The organism is Paenibacillus sp. NFR01, from assembly GCF_900111565.1.
Classification (GTDB): Bacteria; Bacillota; Bacilli; order Paenibacillales; family Paenibacillaceae; genus Paenibacillus_AQ.
Map to the genome: position 1 here is coordinate 25,026 of NZ_FOIK01000004.1, position 19,358 is coordinate 44,383.

At 58.0% G+C, this 19,358-nt stretch carries 13 protein-coding genes and 1 other annotated feature; of the genes, 1 reads left to right on the forward strand and 12 read right to left on the reverse strand.

What is annotated here, in order from left to right; translation table 11 throughout:
• Window positions 1–287: 287 nt before the first annotated feature.
• From BMW84_RS17400 to BMW84_RS17430, 7 genes are all read right to left on the reverse strand, one after another.
• The gene (locus tag BMW84_RS17400) at window positions 288–1,376 is read right to left on the reverse strand and encodes a GGDEF domain-containing protein (protein ID WP_139209639.1); all 1,089 of its coding nucleotides are present in this window, start codon (window positions 1,374–1,376) and stop codon (window positions 288–290) included.
• A 127-nt stretch (window positions 1,377–1,503) separates the two neighbouring features.
• Entirely contained in the window at window positions 1,504–2,661 is a 1,158-nt protein-coding gene (locus BMW84_RS17405) for a GGDEF domain-containing protein (RefSeq protein ID WP_091070627.1), read from the reverse strand.
• Between the two features lie 155 nt (window positions 2,662–2,816).
• Entirely contained in the window at window positions 2,817–4,202 is a 1,386-nt protein-coding gene (murC, locus tag BMW84_RS17410) for a UDP-N-acetylmuramate--L-alanine ligase (protein ID WP_091070628.1), read from the reverse strand.
• A 7-nt stretch (window positions 4,203–4,209) separates the two neighbouring features.
• Window positions 4,210–5,586, reverse strand: a complete 1,377-nt coding sequence (locus BMW84_RS17415; protein WP_091070630.1) for a bifunctional folylpolyglutamate synthase/dihydrofolate synthase — start codon at window positions 5,584–5,586, stop codon at window positions 4,210–4,212.
• Window positions 5,587–5,591: 5 nt separating this feature from the next.
• Window positions 5,592–8,246, reverse strand: coding sequence for a valine--tRNA ligase (locus BMW84_RS17420; RefSeq protein ID WP_139209641.1), 2,655 nt, complete (start codon window positions 8,244–8,246; stop codon window positions 5,592–5,594).
• 117 nt (window positions 8,247–8,363) lie between these two features.
• Window positions 8,364–8,654: a binding site (T-box leader), on the reverse strand.
• Window positions 8,655–8,757: 103 nt separating this feature from the next.
• Window positions 8,758–10,026, reverse strand: coding sequence for a LysM peptidoglycan-binding domain-containing protein (locus tag BMW84_RS17425; protein ID WP_175498866.1), 1,269 nt, complete (start codon window positions 10,024–10,026; stop codon window positions 8,758–8,760).
• Window positions 10,027–10,159: 133 nt separating this feature from the next.
• Window positions 10,160–11,617 carry a glycosyltransferase family 4 protein gene (locus BMW84_RS17430; RefSeq protein ID WP_175498868.1) on the reverse strand — a complete coding sequence of 486 codons (1,458 nt, stop codon included), beginning with the start codon at window positions 11,615–11,617 and terminating at the stop codon, window positions 10,160–10,162.
• Between the two features lie 210 nt (window positions 11,618–11,827).
• Here BMW84_RS17430 and BMW84_RS17435 point away from each other — a divergent pair, with 210 nt between their 5' ends.
• Entirely contained in the window at window positions 11,828–13,063 is a 1,236-nt protein-coding gene (locus tag BMW84_RS17435; protein ID WP_091070636.1) for a GGDEF domain-containing protein, read from the forward strand.
• Between the two features lie 112 nt (window positions 13,064–13,175).
• On the opposite strand, the gene BMW84_RS17440 is transcribed toward BMW84_RS17435, so the two are convergent.
• From BMW84_RS17440 to cobA, 5 genes are all read right to left on the reverse strand, one after another.
• Window positions 13,176–14,027: a KPN_02809 family neutral zinc metallopeptidase gene (locus tag BMW84_RS17440; protein WP_091070638.1), complete on the reverse strand. Its 852-nt coding sequence runs from the start codon at window positions 14,025–14,027 to the stop codon at window positions 13,176–13,178.
• Between the two features lie 195 nt (window positions 14,028–14,222).
• A complete protein-coding gene (locus BMW84_RS17445; RefSeq protein WP_254773032.1) occupies window positions 14,223–15,236 on the reverse strand; it encodes an RluA family pseudouridine synthase in 1,014 nt (337 codons plus the stop codon).
• Window positions 15,237–15,283: 47 nt separating this feature from the next.
• Window positions 15,284–16,585 carry a glutamate-1-semialdehyde 2,1-aminomutase gene (gene hemL / locus BMW84_RS17450; protein WP_091070641.1) on the reverse strand — a complete coding sequence of 434 codons (1,302 nt, stop codon included), beginning with the start codon at window positions 16,583–16,585 and terminating at the stop codon, window positions 15,284–15,286.
• A gap of 49 nt (window positions 16,586–16,634) precedes the next feature.
• Window positions 16,635–17,633, reverse strand: a complete 999-nt coding sequence (gene hemB, locus BMW84_RS17455; RefSeq protein WP_091070642.1) for a porphobilinogen synthase — start codon at window positions 17,631–17,633, stop codon at window positions 16,635–16,637.
• Window positions 17,634–17,806: 173 nt separating this feature from the next.
• A complete protein-coding gene (gene cobA, locus BMW84_RS17460; protein ID WP_091070644.1) occupies window positions 17,807–19,354 on the reverse strand; it encodes a uroporphyrinogen-III C-methyltransferase in 1,548 nt (515 codons plus the stop codon).
• Between the last annotated feature and the right edge of the window lie 4 nt (window positions 19,355–19,358).

Genomic DNA, 19,358 nt, shown 5'->3' on the forward strand with positions numbered 1-19,358 from the left:
GTTTCTATATTTTATGTTTATTATAGTTATATACCCAATAATCCGGAGCAAGATTTGTTAATTTATGGTTTTCAAAAAAATAAACACGGTGCTTTGACTTCGGCGGTGATCCAGGCATAGACAATCCATCCGGGAGCCGCGGATAAGCGTCTTGGCGCATCGCGCAGCACAAACTTATTAAACTTGCAAAAAAAGCAGAGCAGCGATTCCCCTTCATCAAGGGGCGCTGCTCTGCTTATGTTCAGAGGGATGCAGACGAACAGTTAAATTTATGTGGTGTTTTCCCATTAAACAAGTGGGCAATGTACCACGCAATTCCGCCCCTGCTGCTTGGCTTCATAAAGCGCTTTGTCGCTTAAACGGTACAATGTATTCAGCGGAACGCGCTGTCCGGGTTGTACCGTCACAAGGCCGAGGCTGATCGTATAGGAGAGCGACATTCCCGGCAAAGCAGATGCTTCCACCACCCGGCGCAGCCGTTCGGCAATTTCTTCGGCGGCGGTTTCATCCGCACGGTGCAGCAGAATGGCAAATTCCTCGCCGCCGAACCGGCCGAATAAATCGCCGCGATCGAGCTCGGCAGCAATTTTTCCGGCAAAATGCCTCAGCACCCGATCTCCGGTGTCATGCCCGTGCGAATCGTTGACGCTCTTGAAATGATCCACATCCACCAGCAAAAACGAATACGGAACCGCATGGCGCGCCGCACCCATAATCAGCGGACGGGCACGCTGCACGAACGCGCGGCGGTTCAAAATTCCCGTCAACTCATCGTAGGTCGCCGCCCGCTCCAGCTCCGCGTACGACCGTTCCCGCATCAGAAGCATAAAGCCGGCGGTGCCGATAAGCATCTGCAAATACAAACCGACGTAGAACAAATCCTGCAGAAATCCGCCAACTGCCGGAGCACGCTCCGCCAAATGGCCTACCGCGAGTATCCCCTTGCCGAGCAGCGACAAAATGACGACAATGTAAAGCACTCCGATCAGTTTTTGCAGTGGTGTCTCTTTTAGCTTGACCAGCAGGACATAGGCTGGGTAAAATCCCCCAAAAGCGCCCGTCAGCGAAGCCACCGCGACGAAATAGGGCCTCGACGGCAACAGCGGATACAGAATAATCAATCCGGACCCGGCAATGGCTACCAAGGTGAAATAGCGTTCTTTTACCCTTTCCGAGTAGGCGCCGAGCAGCTTGAGCAGCGAAAAAGCCTCCGTGACCGCGGCGGCAAGGTATAACATGATAAATATCGGCAGGATATAACGGATATGCCCGGGAGCCAGGACAAGCAGCAGTCCCAGAATCAGAATCTGCAGCAGCTTGGAAGCAACGGACAAACGCGAAGCCTCATCTTTATAGCGGGAACGGTATGCCAGCATGAGGAGCACCGTAAACAAATTTCCGAAAAAAAGGCATACTTCCAGCGTAACCAGATCAAAATGTGCGGTGATGAAACTCCCCCCTACCCTTCAGCCGGCCCAGGCATGCAGTATGGGCATGAAGCCCTTAACGGGCGATGACCGCCCGGTTTCTTCCTTGCGTCTTCGCCTGGTACAGCGCTTTATCGCCAAGCTTGTACAACGTATCCAGTGCTGTGTACGAATCGGGAAGCACGGAAATCACTCCCACGCTGACCGTGCATCCCTCCGGAATAACCTGCAGCAAAGCCTCCTCCACCAAGACGCACAACTGCTGCGCTTTCCCGAAACCTTCTTTCTCGGCCATTCCGTACAGCATAACTCCGAACTCTTCGCCGCCGATCCGGCCAAACAGGTCGCCTTCTCCCAGACTCTGCTCCACGGCCATGGCAAAATGCTGCAGCACCGTATCGCCTTTATCATGGCCATAGGTATCATTGACTTTTTTGAAATGATCGAGATCCAGAATCAGCAGCGTGCAAGGATCCTGCCTTTTTGCCGCTAGCTCCAGCTTCTGCTCCGTTTCCTGAAAAAACGTGCGCCGGCTCATGATCCCCGTCAGCGAATCGTAAGTGGCAATCCGCTTCAGTTCCTCGTAAGAGTGCTCGTTCGATAACAGGATAAAGGCGGCTGTCCCGACAATCATCAGGAAAAACATGCCCATATAATAAACGTATTGGGCCGTATTGGCCGTTAAAGCCCCCATGTCAGGAGCCAGGAAAAGCGCGTACGCCCCCCGCCACAGCATTACCCCGGCAAAGCCGAAGAACAGATGGCCCAGCAGTTTCTGCAGCGGAGAGCCGGGGGCGTTGGCGCTGAGACGGTAGCCCGGATGAACGGCAAACAGTGCCGCAAACAGCGATGTAATCGCGACCCGGTTATTCGGCCGGTTCCAGAACAGCGCGACGGTGAAGAAACAGACAATGCTGATGAGGATAAGAGTAAGGTAATAGCGTTTATCCTTTGGCCCCAGCATGTTCATCATCAGCAGGAGGGCTGCAATCTCCAGCGTCCCGCCGACCAAGATCAGACCGTTGCTGAGCGGAATCGCCAGGACCCGGGGCAAACGGTCCCACAGCAGGATCGAATACCAGTACACCACTTGAATCCACTTGGCGGCAATGAATACAACCGACGCCTTGTCTCTGGGAAAGTGAAAGCGGTAGAACGTAATCATCAGTGAAATAAACAGGTTCCCGAAAATGAATAGGTACAGTAACGAATGAATATCGAGCTGTAGAGACAAGCGTACACCACCCAGGGAAAATCCGATAATAAAAAAACGTATCCTACTTACTATATCGCCAAGGCAGCGGTTTTAAAAGCGGGAGTTGCTTTTTCACTATAAAAAAGCGCACGCTCCCCCGTTTCCGAAAAAGCGTGCGCCGCTGTCTGACGCTGCTATTCTTTTGTCTCGCCGCGAAGCTCGCCGGCCAGGGTATAGGCAACTTTCCAGATATCCCCGGCGCCCATGGTAAGCACCAGGTCGCCCGGTTCGAGGCGCCCGCGCAGATCTGCCAGGACGTCTTCTTTGGTCGGCAGATGCCTTGCGCTAGAGTTGCTGTTCTGCACGATCAGCTCGACCAGCTTGGCAGAGGACACGCCTTCGATCTGCTTTTCGCCGGCCGGAGAATAGATATCGGTCAAAATCACCTCGTCCGCTTCCCCGAAGGCCCGGCTGAACGCATCGAGCAAAAAGAACGTGCGGGTATAGCGCTGCGGCTGGAACACGGCGATGATCCGCTTGCCGGTTGCCTTCGCGGCGCTGATGGTAGCCTGAATCTCCGTCGGGTGATGGGCATAGTCGTCGATGACGAGAATGCCGTCCGAATCGCCAAGCACCTGAAAGCGGCGTTTGGCCCCGTGGAATTTGACAATCGACTCGGCGATGGCTTCAAACGAAATCCCCGCCTTCAGGCAGGCGATTACGGCAGCCATGGAGTTGTAAAGATTGTATTTTCCCGGGATGGAGAGCCGGATGGTGCCGAGCACCTGGTCTCCGTGGTTCATTGTATAGGAAACCTGCCGGTCGCCGAGCATGATATCCGTCGCGGTATAATCCGCGTCCTTGGAATGGATGCCGTAAGTAATGACCGTGCCCTTTACTTCGGGCAGCAGGGAACTGGCTGTTTCATCGTCCGCGCATACGATCGCGGTTCCGTCTTCGCGCAGTTGGTTCATGAACTGCACGTAAGCGGCCTTCAAGCGGCCGAAATCGCCGCCGTAGTTCTCCAGATGGTCGGCTTCAATATTGGTGACGATCCCCAGCCACGGATGGTAATGCAGGAAAGAGCCGTCGCTCTCATCCGCTTCCGCGACGACAAATTCGCCTTTGCCAGCTTTGGCATTCGTGCCGACATTCATAATCTCCCCGCCGATGATATAGGTCGGGTCAACGCCGCAGTCTTCCATAATCAAAGCGATCATGGAGGAGGTGGTCGTTTTGCCATGCGCGCCGGCGATGGCTACCCCTTTGCGTTCATTCAGCAGGCGGGCCAGCATTTGCGAGCGGTGAAGAATCGGAATGTTCAGGCGTTCCGCTTCCACCCATTCCACATTGTCGCTGGTCAGCGCAGTGGAATAGACGACCAGATCGGCCCCCTTTACCTGTTCTCCTTTATGCCCGATATACACTTTTGCACCTTTGGCAATCAGTTTTTCGGTCAGTTCCTGTGCGGCCACGTCAGAGCCCGTAACCGTATATCCCATCTCCAGCATGACACGGGCAATCGCGCTCATTCCGTAGCCGCCGATTCCAATAAAATGCACACGTTCAGTAGTATCCAACAGTTTGTCACCAGCCTTTTTCAGAATCGGGCTGCTTCAGCAGCGTGCCGCGCACGTCGGAAATCAGGTACAGCGTACCGGATACCACGGCCAGATCTTCCGCCGCGGTCTTCGACTGCAGCAGCTCAAGCGCTTTGCCCCAATCATGTTCTACTATAATTTCCAAATGATCCTTGGCATATTGCCCGCGCAGACGTTCTGCGATTCGCTTCAGATCTTCCGCGTCCATTTTCTTACGGAAATCCGGCTCGGTCAGGATGAGCGTATCCACTATAGGCAGTATATGCTTGAAGTATGACTCGTGATGCTTATTTGATAGCATCCCCATCAGCAAATTTAAACGGCGGTATGAATAAAATTTCGGCAGGCTTTGGGCCAGCACCTCCGCCCCTTCGGGATTATGTGCGCCGTCCAGCACGATGCGCGGGGACTGCGACGCTTCCTCCAGCCTTCCGGCCCAGAAGGTATTCCGGAAGCCCTTTTGCAGTGCTTCGTCGTCGAGCATAAAAGCCAGATACTGACGCAGCACCTCCAGCGCCATCAGCGCGCCCGATGCGTTGGCCAGCTGATGCTCGCCTTTCATCGCAATGGCGACAGGCAGCGTCCGGAATGGACCATTAAAGGCAAAGTGCTGCAGCCCGTCTTCGATCCGGGCCTCCTCGACGCTGAAATCCTCGCCGGCTACGTACAGCTTCGAACGCACCTCGGCCGCTTTCGCCTTCAGCACGGCAAGAACCTCGGGCTGGGTCGCGCAGGTTACAGCCGGAACGCCCGGCTTGATAATGCCGGCCTTCTCGGCGGCAATCAGCTCCAGCGTGTCGCCGAGCACATCGGTATGGTCATGGCCGACGTTCGTGATGATCGAAACGACCGGGTTCACGATGTTGGTGACGTCCAGCCTGCCGCCCAGCCCGGTCTCCCAGACGACGACATCCGGGTAGCATACGGTCGCATAATAGAGTATTGCCAGTGCGGTCGACACCTCAAACATGGTCGGCGAGCCGAGCTCGGTGGCGGCAATTTCCGCAACCAGCGGGTGCAGCACGCACGCCAGCTCCATCAGCGTGTCCTCGGGAATATTGGCTCCGTTAAACTGGAAACGGTCCGTGAATTTGGTGATATAAGGCGACGTATACGTACCGACGCTGTACCCGCTCTCCAGCAGCGCACGGGTCAGAAAAGCGCAGGTCGAGCCTTTGCCGTTCGTTCCCGCTACGTGGATAAACTTCAGCTTACGGTGCGGATGTCCGAGCTTTTCCATGAGCAGCTCAATCCGTTCCAGCCCCGGGCGGATGCCGAAGGGAATCAGTCCATTGATCCATTCGACCGCTTCGGCATAAGAACCGAGAGGAGCGGCTGAGCCGCTCCCGATGATCTCTTCCATAGCGATTATCCTTTCAATTCTGCGATGCGGGCCAGCACGGTTTCCCGTTTCGCGGAATAGTCCGCAAGCTTGGCCCGCTCTTCATCGATGACTTTGGCCGGCGCCTTGGCGACGAACCCTTCGTTGCCGAGCTTTTTCTCGATGCGCTCGACTTCGCCGTTCAGCGTCGACACTTCCTTCTCCAGCCGGGCGATTTCCTGTCCGATATCGATCAGGCCCGACAGCGGCAGCAGCAGCTCGGCACCGGTCACTACCGCCGACATCACTTTGTCCGGAGCTTGGGGAGCCAGGCCCGATTCCAGCGACGAGGTGTTGCAGAAGCGTGCGATATAATGCTCGTTGCGCGAAAGGATGCCGAGGACATCCTCGCCAGCCGCTTTGATGATCAGCTCGACTTTTTTGCTCATCGGTACGTTGACTTCCGCCCGGATGTTGCGCACAGCGCGGATGACATCCATCAGCAGGTTCATCTCGGCTACCGCCTGCGGATTCTCGAACGCCGGATCGGCTTGCGGCCATGCGGCCAGCGTAATCGTCTCGCCTTCATGCGGCAAATGCTGCCAGATCTCTTCGGTAATGAACGGCATAAACGGATGGATCAGGCGCAGCGTCCGGTCCAGCACATAAGCGAGCACCGATTGCGTTTTGGCTTTTGCCGCCGCGTTCTCTCCGTACAGGGACAGCTTGGCGAATTCAATGTACCAGTCGCACAGGTCATCCCAGATAAAGTTATACAGCAGGCGTCCGGTTTCGCCGTATTCGTAGGCGTCGATCAGGCGCGTGATGTCGCGGGATGTTTCGTTCAGGCGGTGCAGGATCCAGCGGTCGGCCGTCGTCAGGTCGCCGGTAATGTCGATATCCGCGAAGCTGAAGCCTTCCAGATTCATCAGCGCAAAGCGCGACGCGTTCCAGATCTTGTTCGCGAAGTTGCGCGCCTGCTCCACCTTCTCCAGACGGAAGCGAAGATCCTGCCCGGCAGTGATGCCGGTGGAAATCATGTAGCGCATGGCATCGGCGCCGTACGACTCGATGACATCCAGCGGATCGATCCCGTTGCCGAGCGATTTGGACATCTTGCGGCCTTCGGCATCGCGCACGAGTCCGTGCATGAACACATCGGCAAATGGCTTTTTGCCCGTGAACTCAAAGGCCGAGAAAATCATGCGCGCCACCCAGAAGTAGATGATATCGTATCCGGTAACCAGCACATTGTTCGGATAGAAGCGCTGATAGTCGCTGCTGTCCTCATCCGGCCAGCCCAGTGTCGCAAACGGCCACAGATTGGAGCTGAACCAGGTATCCAGTACATCCTCGTCCTGCTTCAGATCGTCAAGTCCGCTCATTTCGCGAGCTTCCTCTTCACTGTAAGCTACAAATACTTCGCCGGTAGATTCGGAATACCAGGCCGGAATGCGGTGTCCCCACCACAGCTGGCGGGAAATACACCAGTCGCGTACATTTTCGATCCAGTTCAGGTAGGTCTTCTCAAAACGATCCGGCACGAAGTTTACGCCCTTGCCGTCCTTTTGGGCAGCGATGGCGACTTCGGCCAGCGGCTGCATTTTCACGAACCACTGGGTGGACAGATAAGGCTCAACGACGGCGCCGGAACGCTCGCTGTGTCCTACCTGATGCACATGGTCCTCAATGGAGATCAGGACGCCTTGCTCCTTCAGGTCAGCGACGATGTTCTTGCGGCATTCGCTGCGGTCCTGGCCCTGGTACGGTCCGGCTTCCTCGTTCATCGTGCCGCTCTCGTCCATGACGTTGATCTGCGGCAGATTGTGGCGCTGGCCGACCTCGAAGTCGTTCGGGTCATGGGCTGGCGTAATCTTCACCGCACCGCTGCCGAATTCCTTCTCCACATAATCATCGGCGATAATCGGAATTTCACGGCCCACGATCGGCAGAATCAGCGTCTTGCCGATCAGATCCTTATACCGTTCATCCTTCGGATGCACGGCAACCGCCGTATCCCCAAGCATGGTCTCCGGACGGGTGGTTGCCACGGTAATGTAGCCGCTGCCGTCTTTGAGCGGGTAACGCAGATGATACAGGTGTCCGTTAACTTCCTTGTATTCCACTTCGATGTCCGAGAGGGCCGTGCGCGCCGCCGGATCCCAGTTGATAATCCGTTTGCCGCGGTAAATCAAGCCCTTGCGGTACAGCTCGACGAACACTTGACGTACGCCTTGGGTTAATCCTTCGTCCAGCGTAAAGCGCTCGCGCGAATAATCCAGCGACAAGCCCATTTTGGCCCATTGCTCGTGAATGGTCGCCGCGTATTGATCTTTCCAGGCCCACACCTGCTCCAGGAACTTTTCGCGGCCGAGGTCGTGACGGGTAATGCCCTGCTCGCGGAGCTTTTGCTCCACCTTGGTCTGGGTGGCGATTCCGGCATGGTCCGTGCCCGGCAGCCACAAGGTATCAAAGCCTTGCATCCGCTTTACACGGATCAGGATATCCTGCAGCGTAAAATCGAGCGCATGGCCGATATGCAGCATGCCCGTAACGTTCGGCGGCGGAATGACGATACTGTACGCCTCCGCGTCGGGACGCTGCCCCGCTTTGAAAAATTCGTTTTCGATCCAGTATGCATACCACTTCTGCTCCGCCGCCTTCGGATCGTACGTGGTCGGCAGGTTGTTGATGTCAGCCATGTCTATACCCTCCATAAATATAACTTTGCGTGGCTTTCGAAACGGCGCCGCCCTGGCAGACCCCCGGAGAAATCCGCTTGCTGCATTTCCTCCGGATACACAAAAAGGCCTTTCGTCTCAAAGGACGAAAGGCCATTCTTTCGCGGTACCACCTTTGTTTCGCGCAAGCCGGAATACCGTAAACGGCTTCACCTCCCGAATGGAACAACATCCGGTGCCTGACGCGACACTCATGCACATAACGGCTGCAACCGGCCACCTCCTAATTCGGCACCGCGGTTCGGCGCCAAGCTCAGAGGGGCGACTCCTGGGCGACTTCGGTGGCTGTATCCTGCGGAAATTCACAGCAATTGACAATTCCGCTCTCTGAAGGTCTGGCCGCCTACTCTTCCCGTTCCCAGTCTTTCGTTAACTTTAATTAATCCCATCATACAATTTGGATTATTCTTAGTCAACCAGCATACGCATAATGGGCCGGGAGTATACCTGGACTAGCCGATTTTTTTGGGACTTAAGGAATATACAGCACTTGGCCTTCCTCTACGGTCTGGCCGGGCAGGCGGTTATATAGCACCAGTTCCCTTGCGCTGAGCTGATACTTCTCGGCAATCGTATCGAGGGTGTCCTCTCGCTGGACAATGCACAGGCGGACTTTGCGGAACATCCGCTCACCGGCCAGATTGCCGTAGAAGCGGCTTTTCCAGTCGCCTTCGGAATCGGCATCAAAAGCAGCCGCCCCCGCCGGTGCGGGCTCCGCCGCCGGAGGCTCCGGCTCCTTGCGGTAACGATTCGCGCCGAGCAGCGAAGAGAAGGAGAGCGATTCCCGTTCGCCGGACTTGCTGCCGAAAGCGACCTTAAGATCTTGTTTTTCCTCCGGGACCGTCGCTTCGGGACTTACAGCTTCGTTTTCGTAAGTAGGTTCAGGCGCAGCCGGCTCATCTTCCGCAGACAGCAGTTCCTCATTCGCTTCGACCGCCGCCGGCTCCTGCGCTGCATTCGCCGTATCCGTGATGGCCGGGGCTTCCTCTACCCGCGATTCCACATTCTGCGGTTCGGCCGGAATCGTCCAGGAAGCCGAGGGGCCGGAGAAGGCCGCGGTGGAGTGAACTTCGTTGTCCAGGCTGTGCGTACGCGCTTTGGCTTCCTTGTCCTTTTGCGGTGCATCGGCAAGGGAAGCACTCTTCTGGAGCGGAGCCTCCTCCTCTTCCGGCGGCAATAAGGCTTCGGCTTCCTCGGACGCCCCTTCCGTTTCGGCGGCATTCACCGCCTGGGCATCCTCGCCGTAAGTCCACAGATGATTCTCGTACTGGACTTCGCTGCTGAAGTCCTTGGCGTCCCGTTCCTCATCCGGACGCCAGCCTCCCCCGTCGGGCGAATACGCAACGGTGTATTCCTCCTGCTGCCAGGACGGCTGCGCCTCGGCACCGCCGATCCCCCGCAGCGAAAGCACGCCGGTTACATTCAGCGTCCGGATATTCAGCAGGTCGATATCGAAATTTTCGATTTCGACGCCGATATCCTCGAGCGAATTTACCCGGGTGAGCGGGACGGTAATCTCAACGGGGATGGCATGATCCAGCCGCTGCGTCCGGTCGTCTTCTCCCCGATACAGGCCGGTCAGCAGCAGCTGGCCGTACAATTCGGCCCGGTCCTCCCGCTCGATAACCTGAATATCCGGCACCAGTTCCACTTCTTCCAGTTCGGTGATACCCGGAAGGTCCGCGGACAGGTGGATGCGCTCGTAGATGTCAAATCTTAAGCCGTTATACTTATCGTACACGCGATATGTCCTCCTCCTTGGCATAATCTAGCCCTGAGACAAGCCCAGAGTATAAGCCCTAAATGTGTCTCACTCATGTATATGCTTTTCCCGCCCGGGAATGACAAATTTGGAGCAAGGCCCGTAGGGCGTTTCACGAGATGACGGTACGGGCATCCGGCACCGAATAACGTTCCGGCAGCCTGGTACGCAGCAGCCAGGCCAGCTCGCTGTATTCGGACATCCCCTCCAGCGCATCCGCCGGGTGAAAAGCACCAGGAACACCCTCCGCGCTTCCCGTGGATAAGGCCTGCTTCATCTTTAAGGGAATCGAGGAGGTCCAGGAAGGGGCGAAGGCATCCTTGCGGCGCTTAAATCCGCGCAGCACCGCTGTTCCGACCGCTTTACGGTAAACCTGCAGCGTTCCTTCGGCCATTCCGTCCAGCGAGCGGTGCGAAAGCGCCCAGCTCCGGGCCTGCAGCCCGGTACGTAGGCGCAGTGAGCGATCCTCCAGCAGCTGAGCGAGCTGCGCGGCTAACGCTGCGGGGTCGTCAGGCGGAACAATCCAGCCCGTCTCGCCTTGCTTTACCATCTCCGGCATTCCCGTCGTTCCGGCGACGATCGGAGCAAGTCCGGCCAGCTGCGCCTCCGTGACGGAATAAGGCTGCGTATCCTGCAGGCTAGGCTGCACGTAGATATCCGCGGAACCCAGCGCAGACGGAATGTTGTTCAGCCTTCCGGTAAATATGACCTGCTGTTCCAGTCCGAGCGACCGGATTTGCGCCTTCAGCTCGTTTTCCATCGAACCTTGCCCAGCGATGATGCAGACCCAGTCGCGGCGAATTTGCTGCAGCCGTCCAAGCGCCGCAGCCAGCACATGGACGCCTTTGATATATTCCAGACGGCCCGCGTACATAATGACCTTGCGGGTTCCGTCCAGCACCAGCGGAGACGGTTCCTTCATTCTAAGGGCAAACTCATTCAAATTAATTCCATAAGGCAGCGTATGAATTCTCGCATCCTCCACGCCATGGGCAGCGGTCAGCCTGCCGATCCATCTCGACGATACCAGCAGTTCATCGGCGGAGGTGGCCCCAAGCTGCTCCATCCGGCGGAAGTACCGCCAGATCGGCCGCTCTTCGTAGGCCTCCATGGTCAATCCCGGTTCCAGGCCGCGGTATTCGTAATAGGCTTCGCGCGCAAGCGCGCCGTGAACGCTGTACACGAGGGGCACGGGATGTTTCATCGCCCTGCGGAGCGCATACGCGGCGATCGGATCCTGCGCGTGGATGACATCGTACCCCGCCAGGCCGAGCGCTGCCGCGCCGCTTTCATAGACATAACGGCCGAGTTCGAAGCTGTATATCCCGTGCTCCAGCCACAAATGCGGAAAACGCTCGCTGTCCAGCCGGACGGCGAGCGCTGATGCCAGCGGTTTTTTATCGAAAAAAACGCCTTCCTCCAGCAGATAAACCATGTTTTTCTCCGCCTGCGTGCCCATCAGCGTAACCGTATGGCCCATCTCGGTCAGCTTGTCGGCCAACTGCCGCATATACGTCCAAATTCCGCCCATATTGGTAAGTCCCCAGTAGGTCGCCAGCAGTATTTTCAATGAATATCGCTCCCCCGGCTTGCAGAATTGACTCATCGTCCGAAGCATTTGCTCCGGCGTAACAAAGTATTATATGAGGCTGGCAGCCGCCGGGTATGGATACCCGCCTCTGTGTGCCCGCTTATTTCCGGGTCCTGGAAAGATTATTCTTCTATCGTTTTGTCCTTTTCGGTTATAATCGATATAATCTCTGAAAGGAAACCTGACATTATGGCCAAAGCAAGAGTATTCGATTTATTCCTGTTTTTTGCATCCATAACCATCGCCTGGTTTACTCCCGGGGTTATTCCTCTGGACCTTACATACATCAAAGCGCTCATTCTGTACTGGATCTTCTCCAGCTTTTATTTCCAGCTTCGCATCGTGACGCGCAGCGGCAATTCGACCATTGATTATGCCATCAGCTACACTTCCTCGTTCGGCATTTTCGCCGGCCCGGCAGGCACCTTCATCTTCGAAGTCATTTACCGCTTTACGGTGTATTTTTACAAAAAAATAACGGGAACCGCGGACCGAGGCGAGTTTCTCGACACGTTTTACAACATCGGTTCCTTCACCATCGGCGGTACAGTCGGCTACTACCTTTATACCTTTCTCTATCCCTATGCCAAGGAAGTACCTTTCGGATACTGGATATTGATCATGCTGATTGTCTATGTCATCTCGCTGCTCTCCTCCTGCTGCCTGGTGACAACCTTCTGGTTGTCCGGAGATGTCACCACCCGCAAGGAAGCGTTCAACCTGATCTTCAAAAGCCGCAACCTGCTCGACTTCGGCAAGGTCGCCTTAACGAACGCCCTGCTGCTGCGCATGCTGCAATTGGACCAATGGGAGATGCTGCTCGCGTTGTTCCTTCTGAACTATATCGTCAGCCTGTCGTTTTACTCCAAATCGATCAGCGCAAAGCATAAATTCGAACGCGACCAGTTCGAGCAAATGGCGTACCGCGATTTTTTAACCGGAACCTTCAACCGCGCACAAATGGATAAAGCGATGCTTGAACTGGATCATTCCGGAGAGCGGATCGGCGTCGTCGTCGCGGATATCGACCGCTTCAAAAAAATCAACGACAACTACAATCACGCCGTAGGCGACCGGGTCATCATTCATTTCGCCGACCTGCTGAAGGCTCATTTGACGGAGGATGACACGCTCTTTCGCAGCGGCGGCGAAGAATTCACCATTTTTCTGCGGGGCAAAACCAGCAATGAATGCGTAAAGCAAATCCAGGAAATTCTCGACCATCTCGGCAGCGGCAGCGTAGCGGCGGAATATGGGGAGGAGAACATCAGCGTTACCTATTCCGCTTCCTTCGGGCTCTACTACGACCAAATGGATGCCGAGGGTGCGATGTACCGCAGCTATATCAACGCCGACCAGCTGCTGCTCGAATCCAAAAAGCTCGGCCGCAACCGGCTGACGTTCAAGAACAGGCTGCAGTGTTGAAGACAGACGGGTACGGCAGACACCTTCATTCGAAAAGCACACGGCAGCACTTCACGACGCTGCTGCGCTGCAGAGAAAGGGTGCGTGTTCGTGTTCCGGCTTATCTCCAGAACTAAAGCTCTGCGGCACCGAACGTATCGCCCCCGGCGATGGTTCCGTTTTCGAACCCCTTGTAGAGCCAGCGTTTGCGTTGCTCCGAGGTCCCGTGCGTAAAGCTGTCCGGCACCGCATATCCCTGCGCCTGTTTTTGAATCGTGTCGTCGCCGACCGCGCTGGCCGCCGTCAGTGCTTCCTCCAAATCGCCCGCCTCCAGCAGATCCATGCCCTGGGCGTGATTCGCCCATACCCCGGCCAAATAGTCGGCTTGCAGCTCGAAGCGGACCTGCTGCTGGTTGTACGCTTTTTCATCCAGTTGCGCGCGTGCACGGTCCAGCTTGGCCGTCGTGCCCAGCAGCGTCTGGACGTGGTGGCCCACCTCATGGGCGATGACATAGGCCATCGCAAAATCTCCCGGCGCCTTGAAGCGCTGCTGCAATTCATCATAGAAGCTCAGGTCGATATAAAGCTTGCTGTCCCCCGGACAATAAAACGGCCCCACCGCAGAGGTAGCCGTCCCGCAGGCGGAATCCACGCTCCCGCTGTACATCACCAGCGTCGGATCGGTATAGGTCTTTCCCATTTGCGCAAAAATATCGCTCCAGACATCCTCCGTATCCGCCAGCACCACGGAAACGAACTGCGCGAGTTCCTGCTCCTGCGCCGATTCCTGGTACGGTTCCGATCCGCCGGATCCGTTCGACATGACATTGTTCAGCACATCCCCGGCATTGCCGCCGCTCAGCAGCGTAATCACCAACACGAGGATAATTCCTCCGATCCCGCCGCCGACGAGTTTTCCGCCTCCGCCGCCTCTGCCTCTACGGTCTTCCACATTCGCACTTGCTCTACGGCCCTGCCATTTCATGGTCATTCCTCCTGTCGGCGATTGGTCTCTAAACTCGCGATTCTCGCAAAATAATAAACATATATGTTGTTTTACCCAAAAAACGCGGAGCAGCGATCATCGAGCAGCCCCAAAGAAAAAAGACCTCCGTTCCCGCGTTCGGGAAACAGAGGTCTTGATGAGTCGTTTTAAATCGTAAATTCTTTTGCGGCCGGTTTATGTTGCCGACAAAATCCCCTTGAGCCGCAGCATGTCCTCCGGCCACGGATCGGCAACTTCGACGGGCCGGCGGGTCCACGGGTGCCGAAAAACCAGCAGCTCCCCGTGCAGCGCCTGGCGCTCCTCGGTCTTTGCCGGAGTGACCGCTTCGTGCTGCGGCTTCGCGGCGGATCCGGCTGCAGCGCCGCGCGCGCCCGGCAGCACCGGGGCAGACCGCTGCGGCGAAGCACTCTCCGGCGCCGGCGACGCGCTGCCCCACTGGCGCTCCGCGACGCTGGTGACCCATGCCGGGCCGCCGTACAGCTTGTCGCCGTACAACGGATGTCCCGCATGGCTCAAATGCACGCGGATCTGGTGCGTGCGGCCGGTCTCGAGCATCGCCGTGACGACCGTCCCATGCGCCAGCGGTTCGTGGCCGGTAATCCGGGTCACCGCCGGCTGGCCGCCCGGCGACACCCGGCGCCGCGCCGCATGATGGCGGTCGCGCCCGATCGGGGCGTCGATCACCTGCAGCGAAGCCGGCACGGTGCCGGCGACGATCGCGGCATACTGGCGCGAGACGGCCTTCTGGCGCAGATCCTCGTCCAATACGAGCTGCGCATATTCGTTTTTGGCGTAGAGCACAGGACCGGTCGTGTCCTTATCGAGCCTGTGGATATGCCGGACGGCGATCCCGCCGCCGGCCGCGGCATAATGGGCGGCGACGACATGGTCGAGCGTCGTCGCCGTGCCGCTGCCGTCCGGATGCACCGCCATGCCGGACGGCTTGTGCATGACGAGGACGAAGTCGTCCTCGTACAGCACTTCAGCGCCGGCCCCGTCCCAGGCCGGCTCAATGCCCGCTTCGCGCGCGGGGAACAGCGCCAGGCGCAGGCGGTCGCCCTGCAGCCGGATGCCGCCCTCGCGGCGCAGCCGGGTATGCAGCTTCTCCGGCATACCCGCCGTCTCCAGCAGCCACCGGTCCGCGGCGGCTTCCTTGTCGGCCTCGGAGGTCACCGCGCGGCCGGGCATAACCTCCAGCCATTCGCCCCGGCGGACCCAGGCCCCGCCTCCCGGCATCACAGCGATTTCAAGGCGCTGCGGTGCGCCTCGATCGTATCGTCGATATCCTGCTCGCTGTGCACGCCCGAGACGAACATGCCTTCAAACTGGGAAGGCGGCACGCTGATGCCTTGATCCAGCATCCGGCCGAAATAGCGGCGGAAATGATCAAGATTACTCGTCTTCGCCGTATCGAAATTGATGACCTTCTGCTCGGTGAAGAATGGGCAGACCATCGAGCCGACGCGGTTGATCGTCAGCGGCACGCCGGTCTCTTCCGCATTGCGCTTAAGGCCTGCCTCCAGACGCGACGCCAGCATCTCCAGCCGGTCGTACACCTCCGGCGTCAGCAGCCGCAGCGTGCTGTACCCGGCGGCCATGGCGAGCGGATTGCCGCTCAGCGTGCCCGCCTGATAGATCGGGCCGCTCGGCGCCATTTGCTCCATGAGTTCACGTTTGCCGCCGTAAGCGCCGACCGGGAGTCCGCCGCCGATTACTTTGCCGAAGCAGGTCAGATCTGGAACGATTTCGAACAAGCCTTGCGCACAGCCGCGGTGCACGCGGAAGCCGGTCATAACCTCGTCAAAGATCAGCAGCGCCCCGTAACCGGTAGTCAGCTTGCGCAGCCCTTCCAGGAAGCCAGGCAGCGGCGGAACGACGCCCATATTGCCGGCAATGGGCTCGACGATGACAGCGGCAATATCGCTGCCGTACCGTTCAAAGGCAACCTTGGCCCCTTCCAGATCATTGTATGGCACGGTGATCGTGTTCACCGCCACGCCTTCCGGTACGCCCGGGCTGTCGGGCAGCCCCAGCGTTGCCACGCCGGAGCCGGCTTTGATCAGCAGGCTGTCGGCATGGCCGTGGTAGGAGCCTTCGAATTTGAGGATTTTGCTGCGGCCGGTGTAGCCGCGGGCCAGCCGGATCGCGCTCATCGTCGCTTCCGTGCCCGAATTGACCATCCGCACGATATCGACCGATGCAACGCGTTCCACGACCGTTTTGGCCATCTCCGTCTCCATCAGCGTCGGTGCGCCAAAGCTGGTGCCCTTAACGGCAGCCGCCTGCAGCGCCTGAACCACTTCCGGATGGGCGTGGCCCATAATCAGCGGCCCCCAAGAGCAGACATAATCGATAAAACTGTTGCCGTCGATGTCGTACACGCGCGAGCCCTCGCCCCGCTCCACGTACACCGGCGTCAGTCCCACGGACTTGAACGCCCGCACCGGGCTGTTAACGCCGCCGGGAATATACTGCTTCGCTTCTTCAAACGCCTTGCGGGAGGCTTCCTCCCGGCGTTTTAATGGCAGATCGCCCATTGTTTTTCACTCCTTCTTTTATCCTCAAATTATCCTTAATTAAAATTGGCTATTCGCGCATCCAGCGCGCCGCGTCCTTGGCAAAATACGTGATGATAATATCCGCACCGGCGCGTTTCATCCCGGTCAGCATTTCCGATACGACTGCCCGTTCATCGATCCAGCCCTGCAGCGCCGCCGCTTTGACCATCGAATACTCGCCGCTCACATTGTAAGCCACCAGCGGCAGATCGAACTGGTCGCGGATGGTGCGGATGACGTCGAGATAAGCAAGCGCCGGTTTGACCATCAGCATGTCCGCGCCTTCCAGCACGTCGGAATCGGCTTCGCGGATCGCTTCGCGCAGATTGGCCGGGTCCATCTGGTACGTCTTGCGGTTGCCGAACTGCGGCGCCGAATCCGCTGCTTCGCGGAACGGGCCGTAGAACGCCGACGCGTATTTAACCGAATACGACATGATCGGCACATGCTCGAAGCCGTTCGCGTCAAGGCCTGTGCGAATCGCCTGCACGAACCCGTCCATCATGTTGGAAGGGGCAATGATATCGGCGCCCGCCTGCGCCTGGGATACCGCCGTACGTGCAAGCAGCTCCAGCGAAGCATCATTGATCACGTCGCCGTGCACGATGCCGTCTACCGTGTGCGTATGCACCATGCCGCAATGGCCATGGTCGGTAAACTCGCACAGGCAGGTATCGGCCACCACCAGCAGCTCGGGGTACCATTTTTTGATCAGTCGGGTCGCCTCCTGCACAATGCCGTCTTCGGCAAAAGCGGACGAGCCAACTGCATCCTTCGTCTCCGGAATGCCGAACAGCAGCACGGCCGGAATGCCGAGCGAAACGATCTCATCCACCTCTTCCTTCAGCGTATCGAGCGAAAAATGATACACCCCCGGCATCGAGCCGATTTCGTTTTTCACCCCGGTTCCGTAAGTCACAAAAATCGGCTGGATCAAATCCAGCACGTTCAAAACCGTTTCCCGCACCATGCCGCGGATGCCGGCCGAACCGCGCAGACGGCGGTGCCGTGTAATCGGAAAAGTCATCGCTTGTCCATCCTCCCGTAATATGTAGTCGCAATTGCGCCTTAGCCCTTGCGTGATCATAAAACAACCCCACAAAGTGGGGCTTTGGCTTTCGTTTTTACCTTTGTCCTATTATATCAAAATCACCGGTCGGCCGCGAATGGCGCACCGCCCGGCGGCATAGCCGCTTGCCGTTATTTCACCCGTGTCGATTCATTCCAGCGCACCAGCTCCTGCACCAGCGCTTCAATGGTTGCTTCCTCCGGCATAAGCCCCGGCGTCAGCCCCGCCTCCACCGCCGTCCGTTCGGTCACAGGACCGATGCAGGCGATTTTAACGCCGCTGAGCAGCGGCAGCGGGTCGGCATGACCCATCCGCTGGAGAATGCCGATAAAATTGCGCACCGTCGACGAGCTCGTAAAGGTCACGGCATCGATTCGCTTCTCCTCGAGCAGCTTCAGCAGCTCGTCGTCGTCTTCCCCGGCCGCCACCGTCTCATAGGTGTCGATCTCGGTCACCTCAAGCCCCAGCTCGCGGAGCTTGTCCGGCAGCCACGCGCGCGCTAAATCGCCGCGCGGCAGCAGCACCTTCTGGCCCGGCTTCAGCTCTGGGCCGAAGGCCGCGAGCAGCCCCTCGGCGTTGAACTCGCCGGGGAGCTGCTCGGCCACCACGCCGCGTTCGCCAAGCGCCGCAGCCGTGGCCGGCCCGACCGCGCCGATCCTCGCGCGGTACAAGACCCGCAGGTCCACCTTCTGCTCCGCCAGGTGGCGCCAAAAAAACTCCACGCCGTTCACGCTGGTGAAGAACACCCAATCATACGCCGTCAGCTGCTGGAACGCCGCGGCAATTTGGGCTTTCTTCCCTGCATCCTGCGGCATGACCGTCTCGATCACCGGGAACTCGTACGGCTCGCCGCCGAGCTCCTCGATCCGGTCCACCAGCTCGCTGGCCTGGCTGCGCGAGCGGGTTACCACAATCCGCTTGCCGAACAGCGGTTTGCCTTCCACCCACATCAGCAGCTCGCGCTGCCGCACGACCTCGCCGACGACGATCACCGCCGGCGACTGGAAATCCGCCGCCTTTACTTTGTCCTCGATGTCGGCGAGCGTCCCGACCAGCGTCTCCTGGTCGGAGCGCGTACCCCAGCGGACAAGCGCGACCGGCGTCTCCGGCGGACGGCCGTGCTTGATCAGCTGGCCGGCGATATAGCCGATTTTGGCAACGCCCATCAGAAAGATCAGCGTGCCTGTCGCATTCGTTACTTTATCCCACTGGATGGAACGGTCCAGCTTCTCCTGGCTTTCATGGCCGGTGATGATCGAGACCGAAGAAGCGATGTCGCGGTGCGTGACCGGAATGCCCGCATAGGCCGGTACGCTGATCGCCGACGTAATGCCCGGCACAATCTCGAAGGAGACGCCGTGCCTGCGCAGCAGCTCGGCTTCTTCGCCAACCCGGCCGAATATCGTCGGGTCGCCTCCCTTGAGCCGCACCACCGTTTTGCCCTCCAGCGCCAGATCGACGAGCAGCTGGTTAATCTCCTCCTGCTTCATCGTGTGGCGGTCCGGAAGCTTGCCGACATAAATTTTACTCCCGCCGGGCTTCATTTCCTTCAGCAGGCGCGGACTCGCCAGCCGGTCATACACCAGCACATCGGCTTTCCGGATGCACTCCAGCCCCTTTACCGTAATCAGCTTGGAATCCCCCGGCCCTGCACCAACCAAATATATTTTTCCCGCCATTCCC